16 protein-coding genes, 1 tRNA gene and 1 rRNA gene are annotated in these 17,971 nt (G+C 40.0%); 8 read left to right on the top strand and 10 right to left on the bottom strand.

The window, feature by feature from the left end; all coding sequences use genetic code 11:
* The first annotated feature begins 74 nt into the window (after positions 1-74).
* Together rrf and VSAL_RS20340 are read left to right on the top strand one after the other, a co-directional pair.
* Positions 75-190 (top strand): 5S ribosomal RNA (gene rrf / locus VSAL_RS20345).
* A 62-nt stretch (positions 191-252) separates the two neighbouring features.
* Positions 253-329, top strand: a tRNA-Trp gene (locus VSAL_RS20340).
* A 138-nt stretch (positions 330-467) separates the two neighbouring features.
* Here VSAL_RS20340 and VSAL_RS20335 read toward each other — a convergent pair.
* From VSAL_RS20335 to VSAL_RS20325, 4 genes are all read right to left on the bottom strand, one after another.
* Positions 468-1,955 carry an IS66-like element ISVsa2 family transposase gene (locus tag VSAL_RS20335; RefSeq protein ID WP_012549008.1) on the bottom strand — a complete coding sequence of 496 codons (1,488 nt, stop codon included), beginning with the start codon at positions 1,953-1,955 and terminating at the stop codon, positions 468-470.
* 71 nt (positions 1,956-2,026) lie between these two features.
* Positions 2,027-2,374, bottom strand: a complete 348-nt coding sequence (tnpB, locus tag VSAL_RS20330; protein WP_012551497.1) for an IS66 family insertion sequence element accessory protein TnpB — start codon at positions 2,372-2,374, stop codon at positions 2,027-2,029.
* Between the two features lie 45 nt (positions 2,375-2,419).
* Positions 2,420-2,587, bottom strand: coding sequence for an IS66 family insertion sequence element accessory protein TnpA (gene tnpA, locus VSAL_RS23060; protein ID WP_231850883.1), 168 nt, complete (start codon positions 2,585-2,587; stop codon positions 2,420-2,422).
* 48 nt (positions 2,588-2,635) lie between these two features.
* On the bottom strand, positions 2,636-3,700 hold the full coding sequence (locus VSAL_RS20325; protein ID WP_044583597.1) for an aldo/keto reductase: 1,065 nt from the start codon (positions 3,698-3,700) through the stop codon (positions 2,636-2,638).
* Between the two features lie 232 nt (positions 3,701-3,932).
* Here VSAL_RS20325 and VSAL_RS20320 point away from each other — a divergent pair, with 232 nt between their 5' ends.
* From VSAL_RS20320 to VSAL_RS20305, 4 genes are all read left to right on the top strand, one after another.
* Positions 3,933-4,388: an HlyD family secretion protein gene (locus tag VSAL_RS20320; protein WP_231850938.1), complete on the top strand. Its 456-nt coding sequence runs from the start codon at positions 3,933-3,935 to the stop codon at positions 4,386-4,388.
* 18 nt (positions 4,389-4,406) lie between these two features.
* Entirely contained in the window at positions 4,407-5,600 is a 1,194-nt protein-coding gene (locus VSAL_RS20315) for an IS91-like element ISVsa9 family transposase (protein WP_012548955.1), read from the top strand.
* Between the two features lie 272 nt (positions 5,601-5,872).
* Positions 5,873-6,418, top strand: coding sequence for an HlyD family secretion protein (locus VSAL_RS20310; protein ID WP_231850937.1), 546 nt, complete (start codon positions 5,873-5,875; stop codon positions 6,416-6,418).
* Positions 6,419-6,433: 15 nt separating this feature from the next.
* On the top strand, positions 6,434-7,414 hold the full coding sequence (locus VSAL_RS20305; RefSeq protein ID WP_012552108.1) for a DUF2955 domain-containing protein: 981 nt from the start codon (positions 6,434-6,436) through the stop codon (positions 7,412-7,414).
* A 30-nt stretch (positions 7,415-7,444) separates the two neighbouring features.
* On the opposite strand, the gene VSAL_RS20300 is transcribed toward VSAL_RS20305, so the two are convergent.
* The 6 genes from VSAL_RS20300 to VSAL_RS20275 form a co-directional block, all read right to left on the bottom strand.
* Complete coding sequence (locus tag VSAL_RS20300; protein WP_012552107.1) at positions 7,445-8,236, bottom strand: ABC transporter permease; 792 nt, start codon at positions 8,234-8,236, stop codon at positions 7,445-7,447.
* 172 nt (positions 8,237-8,408) lie between these two features.
* Entirely contained in the window at positions 8,409-8,858 is a 450-nt protein-coding gene (locus VSAL_RS20295; RefSeq protein WP_012552106.1) for a PTS sugar transporter subunit IIA, read from the bottom strand.
* A complete protein-coding gene (locus tag VSAL_RS20290; protein ID WP_012552105.1) occupies positions 8,855-10,111 on the bottom strand; it encodes a PTS ascorbate transporter subunit IIC in 1,257 nt (418 codons plus the stop codon). Before VSAL_RS20290 ends, VSAL_RS20295 begins: the two co-directional genes overlap by 4 nt.
* A gap of 11 nt (positions 10,112-10,122) precedes the next feature.
* The gene (locus VSAL_RS20285) at positions 10,123-10,392 is read right to left on the bottom strand and encodes a PTS sugar transporter subunit IIB (RefSeq protein ID WP_012552104.1); all 270 of its coding nucleotides are present in this window, start codon (positions 10,390-10,392) and stop codon (positions 10,123-10,125) included.
* 286 nt (positions 10,393-10,678) lie between these two features.
* Positions 10,679-11,161, bottom strand: a complete 483-nt coding sequence (locus tag VSAL_RS20280; protein WP_044583596.1) for a hypothetical protein — start codon at positions 11,159-11,161, stop codon at positions 10,679-10,681.
* A gap of 289 nt (positions 11,162-11,450) precedes the next feature.
* On the bottom strand, positions 11,451-13,298 hold the full coding sequence (locus VSAL_RS20275; RefSeq protein ID WP_044583595.1) for an SUMF1/EgtB/PvdO family nonheme iron enzyme: 1,848 nt from the start codon (positions 13,296-13,298) through the stop codon (positions 11,451-11,453).
* A 541-nt stretch (positions 13,299-13,839) separates the two neighbouring features.
* Here VSAL_RS20275 and VSAL_RS20270 point away from each other — a divergent pair.
* Positions 13,840-14,619 (top strand): helix-turn-helix transcriptional regulator, encoded by a 780-nt coding sequence (locus VSAL_RS20270; protein WP_012552101.1) that lies wholly within the window; start codon positions 13,840-13,842, stop codon positions 14,617-14,619.
* A gap of 179 nt (positions 14,620-14,798) precedes the next feature.
* The gene (gene putA, locus VSAL_RS20265) at positions 14,799-17,957 is read left to right on the top strand and encodes a bifunctional proline dehydrogenase/L-glutamate gamma-semialdehyde dehydrogenase PutA (RefSeq protein WP_012552100.1); all 3,159 of its coding nucleotides are present in this window, start codon (positions 14,799-14,801) and stop codon (positions 17,955-17,957) included.
* Positions 17,958-17,971: the final 14 nt, after the last annotated feature.

Raw genomic sequence — 17,971 nt, 5'->3', positions numbered from 1 at the left:
AATGTGATTAAGAACGCATAGACAGCTTTCCAGATTATTATTTATCTCTTATTGAGGTAGATAGAAAGAATTTGCTTGGCGACCATAGCGTTATGGACCCACCTGATCCCATGCCGAACTCAGAAGTGAAACATAATAGCGCCGATGGTAGTGTGGGGTCTCCCCATGTGAGAGTAGGACATCGCCAGGCTTGAATTTATTTACTTTTAATAAAAAGTAAATTAGACAGAATTAAGTCTTTAAAATAATTTTAGGGGTGTAGCTCCAACTGGCAGAGCAGCGGATTCCAAATCCGCGTGTTGGGAGTTCGAATCTCTCCACCCCTGCCATATTTAGGCGAAAGCCAAACGAAAAAGCCCATACCGAAAGGTATGGGCTTTTTTGTGCGTGTTTGTTAGGTGCCTGGCATTATTTGGAGATTGAAATACCTAAGGATATGGACTTTTCGGTTGTAAGCGTGCGGGGAACTACACCTTGTCTTTTACATTCCAAGGTAAAAGTGAATCGATATCTGGCGATCCAACACATAAACGATCTAGACAATACCTAATATAATCGTAAGGGATTAATCCGTTTGCCTTTGCTGTTTCTACAATGCTGTAAAGCATTGCACTTGAATCTGCACCAGCCGTTGAACCCGAAAATAACCAGTTTTTCCGGCCGATAACAAACGGTTTAACCGCTCGCTCTGCTCGATTGTTATCAATAGATAACAATCCATCATCAATATAACGAACTAATTTATCCCATTGATTTAATGTATAGCTAATCGCCTCACCTAATTTTGTTTTAGGTGATACTCGACTAACTGCGCTATCAAGCCAATCACGGAGCTCTTTAAGTAAATCGCGGGCTTCTGTCTGCCTAGCAACATACTTGGCTTCAGGGGAAGCCTCTTTTAATAACGATTCGATCCGGTATAGCTTTTGGATTTTACTCAATACCCAATCTGCACTCCCTGTTTTCCCTTTTACTTGAACACGTTGAGCCTCAATAAATCGTCGACGTGCGTGTGCCCAACAGCCAACTAAAATCGCTTCAGTTTGTTCATAACCTTGGTAACCATCGGTATGTAAATACCCGTTATAACCTTTTAAAAAGTTAACTGGATGGTAGCCATGCCTGCTAGATTGATAATCATAAAGTACAATTCCAGGCAAAACACCAGAGCCTGGAGAATCATAGCCAGAGCAGTAGACCCACATATAACATTTTGCTTTTTCAACATCCAACACATTTACCGTTGTTTCATCACAATGCAGAGTGGGTTGTTCAAGCAAAATACGATGTAACTCGTTATTAAGAGGGGTAAATAGTACCGAGCATTTTATTAACCAATCCGCCATCGTTCGCCGTCCAATAATGATACCCCATTGCTGAAATAACGTTTCTTGACGATAAAGTGGAAGACTGTATTGAAATTTAGCCGTAATAATTTGAGCAAGTAAACTTGCGGTCGCAATCCCTTTAGGGATTGGTGACGCTGGCATTGGGGCTTGTTTAATGTCTACTGAAGTATTGTTTTTTTCACAATTTCGGCAAGCATATTTAGGACGAACATGTTGAATAACTTCCACTTTAGCTGGTACAAATTCCAACTTTTCACTGATGTCTTTACCCATCGCATGCATCTCTAGACCGCAACACTTACAAGTTTTATCTTTTATGTCGTGGATAATAACAGTACGCGGTAAGTCTTCAGGTAAGCGTTGGCGTTTTGGCTTTTGACGAGTGTAGGTAATCGTTTGTGTGTCATCATTTTCAATGATGATTTCTTCTTCTGTTTCATTGAATAAATCAAATTGAGTCGAGTCAGATTCACTGCTTTTACCAAAGCGCTGATGTTGAGCCAGTCGAAATTGCTCTAGAAGACGGTTATATTTATTTTCAAGCTGAAGCACAAGTGCTTTCAGCTCGTCAATGGTATCAGGAAGTGGTTTTATTTTATCAGTCATGTAGATGACTATATAACGATAATACAGGTAATCAATCGGTTGCCTCCTATTCTTGACTGAGAATCAACTATTTAAAGGGTTGTTTGATAATGTACCAGTTGATGTCCTAAGATATCAAAACCTTGTAATAGCAGTGTCAGTTGCTGCTCTGATAATGCTAACGTATCGTTATTTATATTTCGTGGCCATTTGAAGCGGTCTTCATCTAATCGCTTGTACCATAAAGCGAATCCTGTTTTATCCCAATACAATATTTTGAGTTTATCACGAGGCTTATTGCAAAATATAAATAGAGCATCACTAAACGGTGATAGTTGCATTTCTTGCTCAACAATCACGACAAGGCCATTAATGGCCTTGCGAAAATCGACAAAATCACGATGAAGATAAATGGTGGAAACATCAGTAAATACATTCATGATTGATACCCTTTTAATAAGAGTCCTATCCAGTGAGGTTCAGTATTAGCTGGCAATGTTAATCTTTTGTTTCCATCGTGCTTTACGTGCACTAAATGTCTTTGGCAGAATATTATGGTTACGACAAAATTCAGCGGCACTAAGCTTGCTAGATTGCTGAGATTCAAATAGAGCGTGCCATTGCTCTGGTGTTCTCTTTTTATCTTTTTGCATAATTACGTTCTCGTTAAATGAAAGATCGTAAGATACGCATAATGAATTTTATTTGTTAGGTGTAGTTCCCCGCACGCTTACTCTAAAAATGGCATTAACGTCGGTTAATACATCCTTATTTAATGGCTTAGAAAAAGCGTCAATGTCTTCTTTTAATTGCGCTAGAGAAGTCGCACCAATAATGGTTGATGTCACGCCATCAATTTGGTCACACCATGCTAATGCAAGCTGACAAGGTGTGTAACCGTGTTTTTCTGCAACTTCCATATAGGCGTTGAGCGCTTCGTTTGCTGCTGGAGTATCACGGAATATTCCGTTACGTTGTGAATACGTCCAACGGCTTCCTTCTGGCATTTTACCATCCAGATATTTACCACTTAACATGCCGCCGGCTAATGGGGACCAAGGCAGATAAGCGACGTCTTCGTGAAGACAATTCTCAATCAGATAAGGCCAATCTTTTGCGTGCAATAAGCTGAATTCGTTTTGAATAGATACCATGCGTGGTAAATCGTATTTAGCACTCAGTTTAAGGTAAGTATTAATACCCCAAGGTGTATCGTCTGATAGCCCGATATGACGGATCTTACCTGCTTTGATACAGGTATTTAATGCTTGTAAGATCTCAAGCATATCGGCTTCTTCTTTCTTCGCATCAAAATCGCTAAATCTGAAGTGATTAGGAAAGTGCTTACCAAAATGGGGAGAGGTACGGTTAGGCCAATGCAGTTGGTATAGATCAATATAATCGGTTTGTAAACGCGCAAGTGACGCATCGACAGCGGCAATAATAGCTTCACCCGTAATTGGAGCTGCGTTGCGAACCCAAGGTAAACCCGGCCCGGCTATTTTGGTTGCAAGTACAATGTCTTTACGGCGCTCTGGATTGGCAGCAAACCAATTACCAATGATGGTTTCTGTTTTTCCGTACGTATCTGGGGAAGGCGGAACCGCATACATTTCAGCGGTGTCGATGAAGTTAATTCCTTGGCTAAGCGCGTATTCGATCTGTTGATTCGCGTCTTCTTGAGAATTTTGTTGTCCCCAAGTCATGCTACCAAGGCAGATGCGAGAAACAGACACATTGCTGCTACCGAGTGTTGTATATTCCATTGAGCGGGTTCCTTAATCTATTTTATTATTATCTTATCGTACTTAGATCGTTTTTTGTGTTTTTGTTTTTGGGCGTGACAGAAAATAAATCTCATAATTATGGTTATTTAATGAGATTTACTTAAAACGATTCCATAAATGGAAGTGTTAATTGCAGTTCTTGTTATTGTTCTTAGCACCATCATTGATAATATCAGCGCATAAAATAAGATGACAAAAGAGATAAAAAACAATGAAAGGCAATGTGTACAAATACGCGATTAATTCAGTGCTAGCGATAACGGTAGGCTTTTCTGCATTCTTAATCTTATCGGATAATGTGTCCCCTTTTACGACACAAGCCACGGTTCATAAGCCTATTGCGAATATTGCACCGGAAGTATCAGGAACAATTGCGGCGGTATACATTACGAATGGAGATCATATTCGCGCAGGCTCACTCTTATTTTCGATTGATAAAACAAAATATCAACTAGCCGTTGAAAAAGCAGAATCTCAATTACAACAAGCCATTGAATCGAATCATTCAAAAGAGCAATTATTAGCGTCATCTAAGCTGACTCTTGTGCAAAGACAGTTAGAATTGATTGATGCGAAAAAAGATTACCACCGTTATCTTACGCTAGAGAACAATAGGCGCCTACGGCGCAAATCAAAAGGACTCAACCTCTTCCATTGTTGCCAATAAATCGTTTATCCTATCGCCATGCACGCATATAAACCCCTGAAACAATTATTTAATAGTCAAAATAACTGGCTTAAATTTCTTCATAATAACAAAGCTAACCTAAGAGCGGTCGTGATTGAAAATGTCACAAAGATGCTGTCCTGTGGGACAGCGGCTTTTGGCTCTCGCGAATATCATTGTTGCAACCCTGACTGTACCCATATCAAATATATTCACCAAACCTGTAAATCTCGAGCGTGCAGTAGCTGTGGCATGAAAGCCACAGAGCGATGGATACAAAAGCAACAACATGTCTTCCCTGAATGCGAATATCAACACATCACCTTTACCCTTCCAAACACGCTATGGCCTATCTTTCGTCATAACCGTTGGCTGTTAAATAAATTATTCAAATGTGCTGCAAACATTCTGCTGGGATGGGCAAAAGATAAAGGAATAGATGTCGGTATCTTTTGTGCTCTTCATACTTACGGTCGAAAACTGAATTGGAATACGCACTTACATTTATCGGTCACTCGTGGGGGAATTTGTGAACGTACCGGTTTATGGAAACCCATTTACTTCCAAATGAAAACGACAGAGCCTTGTTGGAGAGCGGCTATCGTCAGTTTATTGGGTAAGGCTTATTATGAGCTTGATTTATCAAGCGAAGAATGCCCCTATATCCGTAATAAAACGGATTGGTCACGCTTTTTAAGCAGTCAATATAATCGTCGTTGGAAGCTTCATTTTGCTAAAAAGACAAATAATGTAAAACCGACGATGAACTATCTTGGTCGGTATTTAAAACGGCCCCCAATTTCAGCGTCACGTTTAAGTCATTACGCCAAAGGCGGAATGATAACGTTTAATTATTTAGACCATCGAACAGGAACAACAGACAGCCTAACATTATCACCAGAAGAGATGATAAGACGGATAGTAGAGCACTATCCTGATAAACATTTCAAGATGATCCGATACTACGGTTTTTTATCAATGCGTCGTCGTGGAGAAGCTCTGCCTAGAGTTTATGCAGCTTTAGGTATGACAATAGAAGCTGAGCCGAAAATGCCAGGGTATGCCGCAATGTTAAAAGGATATGTAAAAGTAGATCCGTACGAATGTATTTTATGTGAAAGTCGTCTGGTGTTTACGAATTTCCGAGTCGGAAATTCGGTCAATGATTTAGTCACCCATGCGATAGTTCAGTCAGAATTGAGGGCAGCATAATAAGGTTTGTAGGATAAGTGTATCTAAAACTCATGAAATAGGGCTAAAACAGTTATAAAATCCCCGATAATTATATTTTCGATACCTTTTAAAAAAACAGCGATGGTGAAATTGGCTTTTTTAGACGGGCCAATGCTAACTCAGCAACATTCAAATTCCTTACCTTTAAAAAAGGGTTAACCAATAAGAAAGCCATTGATGATGCCAAAGTCGCGCTTGATTTAGCGATTAATAATATTGAGATAGCTAAGAGCAATATTGAGCAGATTAACGTGGAGCTTAATCATGGCGATAATGCAGCGATGAAGATTGCTCTTGATAACGTGGCTTCTGCGCGTTTAGATCTTAGCAATACTGACATTCAATCAACCATTGATGGCGTAGTGACGAATCTACAATTGCAAAAAGGCAGTTATATTAATATGGGTACACCATCATTATTTGTTGTGAATGACAAAGCGGAGTGGATAAGTGCGGATTTTAATGAAAAAGGCGTCAGTCATTTAAAAACCGGTAACACAACCTATGTTGTTTTTGATGCATTACCCGGTCATGTTTTCGACGGAAAAATCATAAGTAAAGACAGTGCGATTTTTGATGTATACAACCCAACAAATCAGTTAGCAAGCGTAGAAAATGACGATCGTTGGATCCGAAACCAACAAAAAATAAGAACTCGAATTGCAGTCGATAAGATGAATAACGATCTGATCAGTGGGTCAAGAGCAACAGTAATGGTTGCTAATGGAAATCCTATCATTGATGCGGTAGGAATAGCGTGGATGCATTTTGTTTCATTGTTCCGATACGTTTACTAATAGGCGGGTTGTGTAATGAATGACAGCAAACTCAATGAAACACTGCGAATCACGTTAACTGTTACGATTTGTATGCTGGCCGGTAAGTTGATGGGGTTAAATTCGCCTGTTTATTTGGCGTTATACCCTGTTATCGTCATGACAAAAGGGAAGGATTATTCATTTAAAGGACTGGTAAAGATGTTTGCTCCGGTTCTGTGTGCAGCCTCGTTAGCATTAGTGGTTTGCGAGGTTTTTTCGAGTCACCCATTTATCATTTGGACGATCAGTTTATTGTTCTTTGATTACATGAGAAAAAGAGCAAACACGCCACCCAAGTTAGGGGCGATGTTAATGCCTACTTTCAACTGGATATTGGTAGTTATCTTTTCAATGCACACTGATGCCTCAATGCCGACACGAATTCATGAAATCTTTATTTCTATGGTGATCACGATAATTGTCGCAAAGACAATGGTGTCTTTATTTCCTATCGTTAGCAGTGGCAAACCACCTGTTTTTGAACCGCATGAGGTCACTTACCAACATCGATTTGTATCAACGGCGCTCATTGGCAGTGGGGTTGGTTTTTTAATGATCGTTGATCTTATCTCGGCAACGTTTTGTTTAGTGCCGGTTATTGCCGCGGCCTCTCAATTTACGCGTGAGAAATTTTTAGCGACGGTAAAACGGCGGTTTATAACGCAAGTAGGAGGCTGTGCTTTAGCGGCGATATTCACGATAGTCTTAGTTGAACATCAATCCGTTATTGGTTTTTATGGTCTTGTTTTAGCGATGGTTATCTATGTGATTGCCAAAGCGATGGTCAATGAAGTTGGCATCAAACGTGACATTCATGGCGACGCATTACTCGCGACGATGCTGCCTATCCAACTCTATATCACGAGCATAAACGATGGATTAGAAAGAACGTTTTTGCGTGGTTGGGAGCTTACCGTTACGTTGTTTATTTTGTTTACGTTATACCAATTAACAGAGAGGGTTCAACGCAAATGAGCGTAGAACCCAATAATTAAGAGAAAACGATTAATCAGTCGGTAGTGATACCAACACTTTCCCTTCTTTTGTAATGCTATTTTTAATGGTGAGTTGCAGAGTGATGGTGACAGAAATAGTCAGCATGACAAAAATGGCGATTAAAATCAGTAATTGATATTTGATGGCAACCATTGGGTTTACACCGCCTAAAATTTGGCCTGTCATCATGCCCGGTAGCGTAACTAATCCTGTGGTGGCCATTGATGCCATGATAGGAGCAAACGCTTTTTGCATCGCAGCACGAACAAATGGAATTGACGCATATTGAGGGGATGCCCCTAGCGCAATCGCTGCGTGATATTCACTTTCTCGCTCTTTAAACGAAGTGAAGAGATTTTGCAGTGCCACGATATTGCCACTCAAACTGTTGCCCAATAGCATGCCTGCAAGAGGGATCAGATATTGAGCGCTGTAAAATGGGGTAGGCTGAATAATTAACCCGCTCAATAGCAGCAGCAAAGGTGATAAACCGATAAGAAGCCCTATAAGTACAGGGAAGAAAATGTGACGTTTTGGAAGCTTGGCTTTAGACACAATAGAGCTAGAGCCAATGCTGATCATCGCGATGATCCAAACCACATTTAATAGGGGATTATCCAGTTGAAACACAAATTCTAAATATAAACCAATGAATACAAGTTGAGCCACCATTCGAAGCACACTGACGGTGATATCTTTAGCGAGATTTAACTGATAGAAACGATTGATAGAGAATGGGATAAGGAGAGTCAGGCTGAATAAACCCATGAGTGACCAACTAATGTCTAAGGCTGATTGCATTGGTGTTGTACTCGTAAAATTGAGGGTTTAATTATTATCTCAAGAATGCGTAAGTTTCTAAACATAATAATTGGTTTTGTGGCCTTTAGTGTAAAAGAAATGAAATAGAAGGGGGGAATAAAAAAGCCGCTGAGCGATAATTCGATCAACGGCGTTTAACGTAGTTAGAGCATTAGTATTGCTTCATGATCTCAGCAATCTCTTCGATTGAATCAGAGTTAATGATTTTTTCAATATCGTCGTCATTTTGGAAGAGTTCAGATAACGCCATAATTGTATGAATATGACTGTCTGAATCCATTGCCGCTAACGTGATAGAAATGAACACATCCCCGTTATCTTCAGATTCTAAATTGACGCCATTCTTAAACACAGTGACTTGCAGTGCCGCTTCATTTACGCCGTCTTCAGGACGAGCATGTGGCATGGCAATTTTAGGAGCCAAAACATAATACGCGCCAATCTCTTTGTGTTTTTGTTTAATTGCCTCTAAATAACTTTGTTTTATTTTCCCTTTTGCTAATAAAGCAGAGCAGGTTAAATCAAGTGCCGCATCAACCGTTAGGTTTTCAGCTGAGGTAATAACGATGCCGTCGTTACCAATTAAATCAAATAAACTCATGATACAGCCCATCCAAGAAGTAGCCCAACAACACCAAAGTCAAAATCAGAGAACGTTGTTGCTTCTAATCCTAAACCACCAAGCACTGGCAATAACAACATTGGTAAGATAGAGATACAGATACCTTGAGTAAATGCACCTAATATAGCGCCACGTAACCCCCCCGTCGCATTACCATAAACACCCGATGCACCACCCACGAAGAAGTGAGGGACAACGCCGGCAACAATAATGGTCCAACCCATCATGCCTTGCACACCCATCATTAATAGGCCGGCAGAGAATGAAGATAAGAAACCAATCAATACGGCATTTGGAGCAACAGGGAATACCATTGGGCAATCCAGTGCAGGTTTAGCACCAGGAACTAATGTGTCTGAAATACCTTTAAAAGCAGGAACGATTTCAGCGATTAGCATTTTCACACCTTGCAGAACAATGTACACACCACCAGCAAAGGTAAGTGACTGCATAAAGGTAAATACGACCCAGTTTTGGCCATCAGAAACGGTTTCAACAAATTCACCACCAGCAATAATTGATGCGAACATGAAGAACACAAACATGGTTGTTGCGACGGCTACCGGTGTATCGCGTAAGAACATTAGACTTTTTGGTACGTTAATGTCTTCTGTCGATTTTGATGTGTCACCAAATTTACTGCCAATGTAAGCTGAAACAATGTAAGACAAAGTAGAAAAGTGACCTATAGCAAGTTGGTCCGTGCCCATGACTTTCTCTGTGTACTTTTGGCCTAACGCCGGCATGATAACCATCAATGAGCCAACAATTAATGAACCAATTGCGACTAACAACGTTCCTTGAATCCCTGCTGTTGATAAAATTACCGCAACAAGCATCGACATGAACATTGTGTGGTGACCCGTCAGAAATATATATTTCAAAGGAGTGATACGAGCCAATACAATATTAACGATAAAAGCGAAAAACATGATTAATGCCATTTCATAACCAAAGGCTTCTTGCGCTAATGCCACAATCGCTTCGTTATTTGGAATAACACCACTTACGCCAAACGCTTCAGTGAATACCGTCGAGAAGTTATTCAATGCACCAATAAGAGCGCCAGCACCAAAGCCGAGGATTAAGAATCCCATTACGGTTTTAATGGTGCCTTTTAAAATAGTAGAAAGATCCGATTTTTGTGCAACGAGGCCAATAAACGCAATAAGACCTACCATGATTGCTGGCTCTTTTAACAAGCCGAGCATGAATTCAAAAAAGTTTGTCATAATAATAGACCTTACATGAATGCTTTTAATTGTTCTTCGATTGATGCTTTATCAAAAATATTTTTCAAGCGAATAATATTTTGTTTTCCAGCGTCTTCTAATTGAACGGCGATGTCAGTTGCTGCAACCCAGATGTCTGCGTTGCTTGACGCTGCTGATGATAAGTCTTCATGATCAATCTCGGCTTCAAACCCGATTTTTTTTGCGACTTCTTTTACGGCCATTTCCATCATTAATGAAGTACCTAAACCGTTGCCACATACCACTAAAATCTTTTTCATAATATTAATTCTCAGTTGGATAAATCAAAATGCAAAATTGCATCGCTTGAAGTTTGTGTGAGAATCATAATGGAATAAAAGCGTTATAAATAAGATCTCAATCACAAACCAAGAATGAGATTGTGACGCAGGTCTATTATTCTTGAGCTTATTGATATGAATAACGTTAATAATTTTGATGAAATAACTTTTATTAAAAATAGGAGGGTGAGAAAGGATAACGTGAGTGAATTATATTAATGGTGATAAATCCTATCAACACCATTAATATAAGAAGGCAGTAGAACTAATATTTTGCGTAGTCTTTGAGTATTTTGTTAAACATATTATTAATCTCTTTTGTCTCTTTTGTCTTTTTATTTCTTTTGGTGAGATCACTTAATGATGCAGGTGATTTTTTTGTATTTCTTGCTGCGTTAAGTTGTTCTAATTTATCTTTCATTTTTTGAACTGCAGGTAACAGCATGCGAAGCTCTTCACCATCGGCGGTCGTTAAAACGACGATGTTATCGGACTCTACGTGTGTAATTGTCAGTAATCCGTGTTTGGCTGACTCGAATTGTTCTCCGACCATCATCGATTCTGGAGGAACGGAGCGATCAGTGACAAGGCCACTTCGTAGCTTTGCCGCACTGATGGATCTCACATTGCCTGTGTTATCAAAGGCAATAATAATAGTATGGCAGTTGTAATAATCAACCACCGTGACATAGCCGTGTTTGTTTGTTTTAAATTTTGCTCCATTACCCATATCAAGCGGAGCGTTCATTTTTTTCACTAAGAATCCTCTCTAAAAAATCCATAAACACATCGTTAAATAAGGCGATTTTATTGTGTTTTTTTACTGCATGATGGAGAGCAATAACCTTTTTTTATTTTGAAAAAGTTACTTATTAAGATAATGCTAACTGATTATAAGTAAATAAATCCACTTTTTATTGATAATCTACAAGGATAACAATCTTTATTATAGTGGAGAAATGGGCTCTACCTCTGTTTATTAGAATGAAAAAAGCCGCTGGTATCAGCGGCTTTTGTTTTAAATGTGAGCGTATTTTTTACAAAGAACGAACCACGCGGAAACCCGTGTAGTTAGCGCTTGTTGATGGATTTAGCTCTAGTGATTCATACACTTTTGCTTTATTTGGTGCAAAGCTCCATGCGCCACCGCGAACAATACCAGAGTCAGAACTTGTCCATTCCCACACATTACCAGCGGTATCGTAAATACCGTATGGGTTAGCGGCAAAGCTTGCTACTGGAGACGTTGATTTGTTTGCCCAAGAAGATCCACCCCAACCAGTATTTGCGTTACCTGAACCGATGTCAGTTCCCCACCAGTAAGCAGACTTACTGCCAGCACGAGCTGCAATTTCCCACTGTGCATCAGTAGGAAGCGCGTACGTAAAGCCTGTTTGTTTTGTTAGCCAATTCGCGTAAGTTTCTGCGTCTGTTTTAGAAATACAGACGGCAGGTGCGTTATCTGATTGCTCAAAGCCCGGCTTGCGCCAGTTTTGGTTTTGGTGACGTTTTGTTTCGCCGCCATTAATCGCATTACACCCTGCGCCTTTTTCAGCTTCAGTAAGGTAACCACTGCTTGCAACAAAGGCGTTAAATTGTTTTACAGTTACAGGAGTTGCGCCAATAGAATAAGCTTTTGACATAGAAACTGTGTGATTCGCTTCTTTGCCTACGTGGTATTCACCAGAACCAATAACCACCATTTGTGGTGCTAATTGATTGTTGGTTAGACGGTCTGCAAATTTCTTACCTGGCTTAGGTCGGTTTTTTTGATCTTTTAAATCGGCCCATAATGTCATGTCTTTTACTAATGACATTTGACGACTGTATGGTTCAAACCCTGATTTCTCAACGGTCACTTGATGTTGACCAGCAGGAAGCATTAGATCAACAGGGGTGCTGCCGTAATTAACGCCATTTACTGTTACGTTGTCTTCATGACGGTTTGAACGAATCGTAATGCCGACCCATTTTTTTTCTTTTTTGATTTTGTCTTTTGATGTTTGAGAAGTGCCTTGTTCAATACAGTAACGGTTCTCAAGACCTAGCATTTGACAAGCGGCTGTTGTGTTTGGACGAGCACGTAAAGACGCTTGAAGCTTTGTTGTGTAACGGTTATTACCGTTAAAACCGCTATCAATGATGGCACTGTCTAATACATGGATATTCATCGACACACTGTCAACATGCTGTTTAACAACATCAGATTCAGTGAAACCACTGATCAATTGTTGTTGAAAGCTATTGACGGCTTTTTGCATGCTTAAGGTTTTACCTTGGTTTGCACAAGCCGCTAAAGTCATGGTTGTTTTACATGTGATGGTATGAACAACATCAAGTGTATCTTGAGTTGATAGTTCTTCTTGAAGACGAAGTACACGAGCTTCTTGGCGAGATTCACCTAAGATTTCAAGTTCATCAAGCGCACGTTGTTTCTTTGTACTGTTTGCTTTAAGTACACGAGTTTGCTCTTGAATGTCTTGTTGGCTTGCTAGCTTAGCAACTTGGTTTTCTTTTACTTCTTTCCACGAATCTTGGTATTGCTTTTGAAACGGCGTGATATCCAAGTCTGGATCGTTAATCATGCGATTGTATTGTTCATCAAGATTACGTTGAGCCAGTTTACGTTTTGAATCCAACTGCTCAGCTTTATTATCTAAAGCTGAATCTTGGTTACGTAAATCACGTAAGCGACTTTGGTCTTCAATAACCGTTGCTTCCAGTTGTTTTACTTCACTACGTTTGTTTGTAAGTTTGTTGTCAATCGAAGCAACAGAGTCAGCCGATGCTGTTGTTGGTTGAGATTCTGTGTTTGCAAGCGCTATTGGTGTAAATAGGGCCGGCGATAACAGTAATGCTAGAGCGGGTAATCCTTTACGATTCATAATTCTTCTGCTTTGGTTGTTTGACATAAATAATCTTGAGTAATTTGTGTACATAATAATTAACCCGTATCGACACCTTGATTGGTGCTTAAGCATAAATAATGCTCTAAGAGGCTAATCGACGGTTGATACTGATCTACCTATTTCACTCGTGATCATTAAGTAATCTAGGCAGATAAGTATCCACTATTCATAGTTTTGACAGTAATTTATGAAGCAATATTCGTACCAATTTTGTAGGAATAAAAAGAGAAATTAAGCAATGATTGTCATGATCATCGTTTCGGTGAGTAGAAAGCATGATCAAGTTAAGATATGAGAACATGAAATCTCAATTACTAGATGTAATTCTAATTACTTGTAAATAAAGAGGTTAATTTGTGGTTTTAAAAATAAATGAGGCGAGTTTAAATTGAAATCACATTGACTGTATTTTGTTGAAACATGATCATGCTTTCGTATTTTTATCGGTAATAGATTGTTTTTATGATCTTAGTTACACTGAGAAAAGAAAATACAGCAGACACTAGGTGGAAGTAAAATGACGTTGAATTGGATTTCTCCTGCTCAAATCATCATGTTGCCGGAAGAAAGAGACCTCCATGCCCACGAACATCATCAATTGGTGATAGGGTTAAAAGGGCAGTCAGAGTTTGAAATAAACGGGGAGAGCAGCGTTATTTCCGTAGGAAAAGTGGGAGTGATCCCTTCGCATCATCAGCATGCATTTTCAAGTCTGTATCAATCTGAAATCTTAGTACTTAATTTTCCTAAATATTTTGAAGATCTAGAACTTGCCTCGCGGGTGAACTCATTATTTGCACATTCTGGTTACTATCGACTAGATACTCAAATTCAAAACTTAATTCAGCTATTAGTGTGTGAGATTCAAGCGAATCTTAATGATCATCTGTTAAGTCGCGCTTGCAGTGATACGATCATCGCGCTATTACACCGTCATTTAATTGATGAAAATTCTGACAAAAGACAAAAACGCCTGAATTCCGATGTGATCGACAATTTTATAACGCAACATATCGGAACTAAGATCACAGTTTCTCAGTTGGCTAGTACGGTTTTTATCGGCGAGAGTCAATTTTATGCCATTTTTAAGCAAGAATTTAGAAAAACGCCACATCAATATATTATTACGAAACGTATTGATTATGCCAAAGTCTTGTTAACGGAAAGTAACCTCAGTATTGGAGAGATTGCTCAACAAACGGGGTTTGCTAACCAAAGTGCATTTAGTCATGCATTTGTGAAACACAAAGGAAGTTCTCCCACCAAATATCGCCATTCTCACTTTATTCGTAACTAAAAATTACTGCGTTTGTTCTCATTTTGTAACCGTATGGACGATTTAGCAATTTAATCATAGTTTTTGACAAGTATTTTATCTAAATAGAAAATAGACTCTTTCGCAATTAGCCTTAATAACAAATCGATCAACTATAAATAATATTAACTAATCGATTAGACAGATAAGAGGAAACAGGTATGTTTCAAGCGAAAGATGTATTGTTGTCATCCATTATTGACCAGCCTTTATCGGTGCTATGGTCTGCAATATCCCCTCTTTATATGGTTGATGAAGCAAAGTGGATTCAAGAGCTCATTCCATTAGCACAACCTACTGCTGATGAAGCCGTCCTAATGTCAGAGCAAGCAGGCGATCTTATCCAACGAGTGCGTGATGATAAGCAAGCGGTGCAGATGATAGATGCGTTGCTACTTGAATACAGCTTAGATACCAAAGAGGGTATTTTACTGATGTGCTTAGCAGAAGCGTTAATGCGAATCCCAGATGCGGCGACTGCTGATGCTCTTATTCGTGACAAATTAAGCACGGCAGATTGGAAATCTCATCTTAAAAATTCAGATTCTACGTTTGTAAATGCGTCGACTTGGGGACTATTACTGACGGGTAAAGTCGTCAGCATGGACGTGAAATCGGACGGTTCACCTTCTAATGCGATCAGCCGTTTGGTCAATAAATTCTCTGAGCCTGTTATTCGTCAAGCCATGAATCAAGCAATGAAGATCATGGGCCATCAATTTGTACTTGGTAGAACCATTGAAGAAGCGCAGAAGAAAGGCAAATCGATGCGCGAAAAGGGATATACCTATTCTTTTGATATGTTAGGTGAGGCGGCATTAACTCAGTCTGATGCGCATAAATACTTTAAAGATTACATCATGGCAATTGAGAGTGTAGGGCGAGGGGCAAGCATTGCTAACTCCGCAGATCCTACCGTATCAATTAAGCTTTCAGCGCTTCACCCTCGTTATGAAATGGCGAATAAAGAGCGTGTCATGGGGGAGATGTGTGATTCTGTATTGCAACTTCTTGAACGCGCACGTGAGTTGGATGTTGGTATTACGATTGATGCAGAAGAGGCCGATCGTTTAGAGCTTTCTTTGGCTTTATTTGAAAAACTGTATCGTCATGACATCGTTAAAGGTTGGGGAAAATTTGGTATCGTTGTTCAAGCGTATTCTAAGCGTGCATTGCCCGTTTTAGTGTGGCTAACTGCGCTAGCAAAAGAGCAAGGCGATATGATCCCACTTCGCTTGGTGAAAGGCGCATACTGGGATACCGAACTTAAAATATCACAACAATTTGGTTTTGCTCGCTACCCTGTATTTACCCGTAAAGAGTCAACCGATGTGTCTTATCTTGCTTGTGCTCGTTACTTATTAAGTGATCACGTTAAAGGTAATATCTTCCCACAATTCGCAAGTCACAATGCACACACGGTTGCGGCGATTGCTTCAATGGCGACGCACGATGAGTTTGAATATCAACGTTTGCATGGTATGGGCGATGCGTTATATGAACATGCAATGGCAATGTTTCAACGCAGTGTTCGTATTTATGCTCCTGTTGGTAGCCACAAAGATTTGTTGCCGTATTTGGTTCGTCGTTTATTAGAAAATGGCGCAAACAGCTCGTTTGTTCATCGTTTGGTTGATGCAAGTTGCCCTATCGAAAGTTTAACAGAACACCCAGTTGATACTCTATTGGCTTGCCCATCGTTTGAAAATCAGCTGATCCCATTACCGCCGCATATTTTTTCAGATCGTAAAAATTCATACAGCATTAACTTTGATGTTGAGAGTGAAGCAGAACCGTTTGAAGCGTTAGTAAAAGAGAAAATGGACAACTATTGGAAAGGGGGGCCGATTGTTAATAATTCGTGTAATTACGAAAGCATGATCAAGGAAAGTGTGTCTGATTTGCATGTTATCACTTCTCCTTATGATCGCAGTAATGAAGTGGGTTCATTAGTATGGAGTTCTCAAGAGTCGGTTTCAAACGCACTAGAAATGGCTCATGACTATTTCCCAACATGGCAAGCGACGTCAGTGACTGAACGTGCGGACTATTTGGATCGCTTAGCAGATAAACTTGAAGAAAATATGCCTGAGCTTGTGGCGCTGTGCCATAAAGAAGCAGGAAAAACGATTCACGACAGCATTGATGAAGTACGTGAGGCGGTTGATTTTTGTCGTTACTATGCCGTTCAAGCCAAATTAAATTTCAGCAATCCAGAAACGATTGTTGGCTTTGATGATATTTCTCACCAGATAGCTCGCCAAGGTCGTGGTGTGTTTGTGTGTATAAGCCCATGGAATTTCCCACTCGCTATTTTCTTAGGCCAAGTAACCGCCGCATTGGTGGCTGGTAATACGGTTGTTGCAAAACCGGCGGAGCAAACGTCATTGATTGCCGTTCGTGCCATTGAGCTTTTATTGGAAACGGGTATTGCGCCACAAGCGATTCACTTATTACCGGGTGACGGTAAAACAGTCGGCGCGCCATTAACGTCAGATCACCGAGTGGCAGGCGTTGCGTTTACTGGCTCAACAGAAACCGCACAATTAATTAACCGCACATTATCAAATCGTACGTTTGAAGGAAAAGGTGTTGCTCCGGTGCCATTTATTGCTGAAACGGGTGGTCAAAATGCAATGATAGTAGACAGTACAGCATTGCCAGAACAGGTAGTTCGAGATGTTGTTCGTTCCGCTTTTTCTTCTGCTGGTCAACGTTGTTCAGCACTTCGAGTATTGTTTGTTCAAGAAGACATAGCAGAACGTATTCTGAATTTGATTAAAGGCACAATGGCCGAATTGAGTGTTGGTTTACCTGAATTGCACAGCACGGATGTCGGTCCGGTGATTGATACCAAGGCAAAAGAAAAGCTGCTTGCACACATTGAGAGAATGACAAAAGAAGGCAAATTACTTGCTCAAGCGACATTACCTGAATGGGCTGAGAAAGGGGATTTTGTTCCACCAAGTGCGTTTGAAATTGATTCGATTAGTCAGCTAGAAAATGAGCAGTTTGGTCCAATTCTTCATATTGTTCGTTTCAAAGCCAGCGAATTAGACACCATGGTCGATGACATTAATGCCACTGGGTTTGGATTAACGATGGGAATACACAGTCGTAATGAAGTCACTTATACCCGTATTGAGAAAAACATCAAAGTAGGTAACTGCTACATCAACCGTGATCAAGTTGGTGCGGTGGTGGGAGTTCAAGCCTTTGGTGGTCAAGGACTGTCAGGGACGGGACCGAAAGCGGGTGGACCTCGTTATTTATTCCGTTATACCCAAGCAATCGCTTCAAATTCTGTATCAACTAAGTGAGAAAGGAGAGACTC

Origin of the sequence: Aliivibrio salmonicida LFI1238 (genome assembly GCF_000196495.1) — a bacterium.
Classification (GTDB): Bacteria; Pseudomonadota; Gammaproteobacteria; order Enterobacterales; family Vibrionaceae; genus Aliivibrio; species Aliivibrio salmonicida.
Note: the sequence above shows the minus strand (reverse complement) of the source record. Positions and strands in the feature narration are given on the sequence as shown.

Coding starts and splice junctions, on each gene's coding strand:
- VSAL_RS20335 (WP_012549008.1), bottom strand. CDS start 1,955: ATGACTGATAAAATAAAACCACTTCCTGATACCATTGACGAGCTGAAA.
- tnpB (WP_012551497.1), bottom strand. CDS start 2,374: ATGAATGTATTTACTGATGTTTCCACCATTTATCTTCATCGTGATTTT.
- tnpA (WP_231850883.1), bottom strand. CDS start 2,587: ATGCAAAAAGATAAAAAGAGAACACCAGAGCAATGGCACGCTCTATTT.
- VSAL_RS20325 (WP_044583597.1), bottom strand. CDS start 3,700: ATGGAATATACAACACTCGGTAGCAGCAATGTGTCTGTTTCTCGCATC.
- VSAL_RS20320 (WP_231850938.1), top strand. CDS start 3,933: ATGAAAGGCAATGTGTACAAATACGCGATTAATTCAGTGCTAGCGATA.
- VSAL_RS20315 (WP_012548955.1), top strand. CDS start 4,407: ATGCACGCATATAAACCCCTGAAACAATTATTTAATAGTCAAAATAAC.
- VSAL_RS20305 (WP_012552108.1), top strand. CDS start 6,434: ATGAATGACAGCAAACTCAATGAAACACTGCGAATCACGTTAACTGTT.
- VSAL_RS20300 (WP_012552107.1), bottom strand. CDS start 8,236: ATGCAATCAGCCTTAGACATTAGTTGGTCACTCATGGGTTTATTCAGC.
- VSAL_RS20295 (WP_012552106.1), bottom strand. CDS start 8,858: ATGAGTTTATTTGATTTAATTGGTAACGACGGCATCGTTATTACCTCA.
- VSAL_RS20290 (WP_012552105.1), bottom strand. CDS start 10,111: ATGACAAACTTTTTTGAATTCATGCTCGGCTTGTTAAAAGAGCCAGCA.
- VSAL_RS20285 (WP_012552104.1), bottom strand. CDS start 10,392: ATGAAAAAGATTTTAGTGGTATGTGGCAACGGTTTAGGTACTTCATTA.
- VSAL_RS20280 (WP_044583596.1), bottom strand. CDS start 11,161: ATGAACGCTCCGCTTGATATGGGTAATGGAGCAAAATTTAAAACAAAC.
- VSAL_RS20275 (WP_044583595.1), bottom strand. CDS start 13,298: ATGAATCGTAAAGGATTACCCGCTCTAGCATTACTGTTATCGCCGGCC.
- VSAL_RS20270 (WP_012552101.1), top strand. CDS start 13,840: ATGACGTTGAATTGGATTTCTCCTGCTCAAATCATCATGTTGCCGGAA.
- putA (WP_012552100.1), top strand. CDS start 14,799: ATGTTTCAAGCGAAAGATGTATTGTTGTCATCCATTATTGACCAGCCT.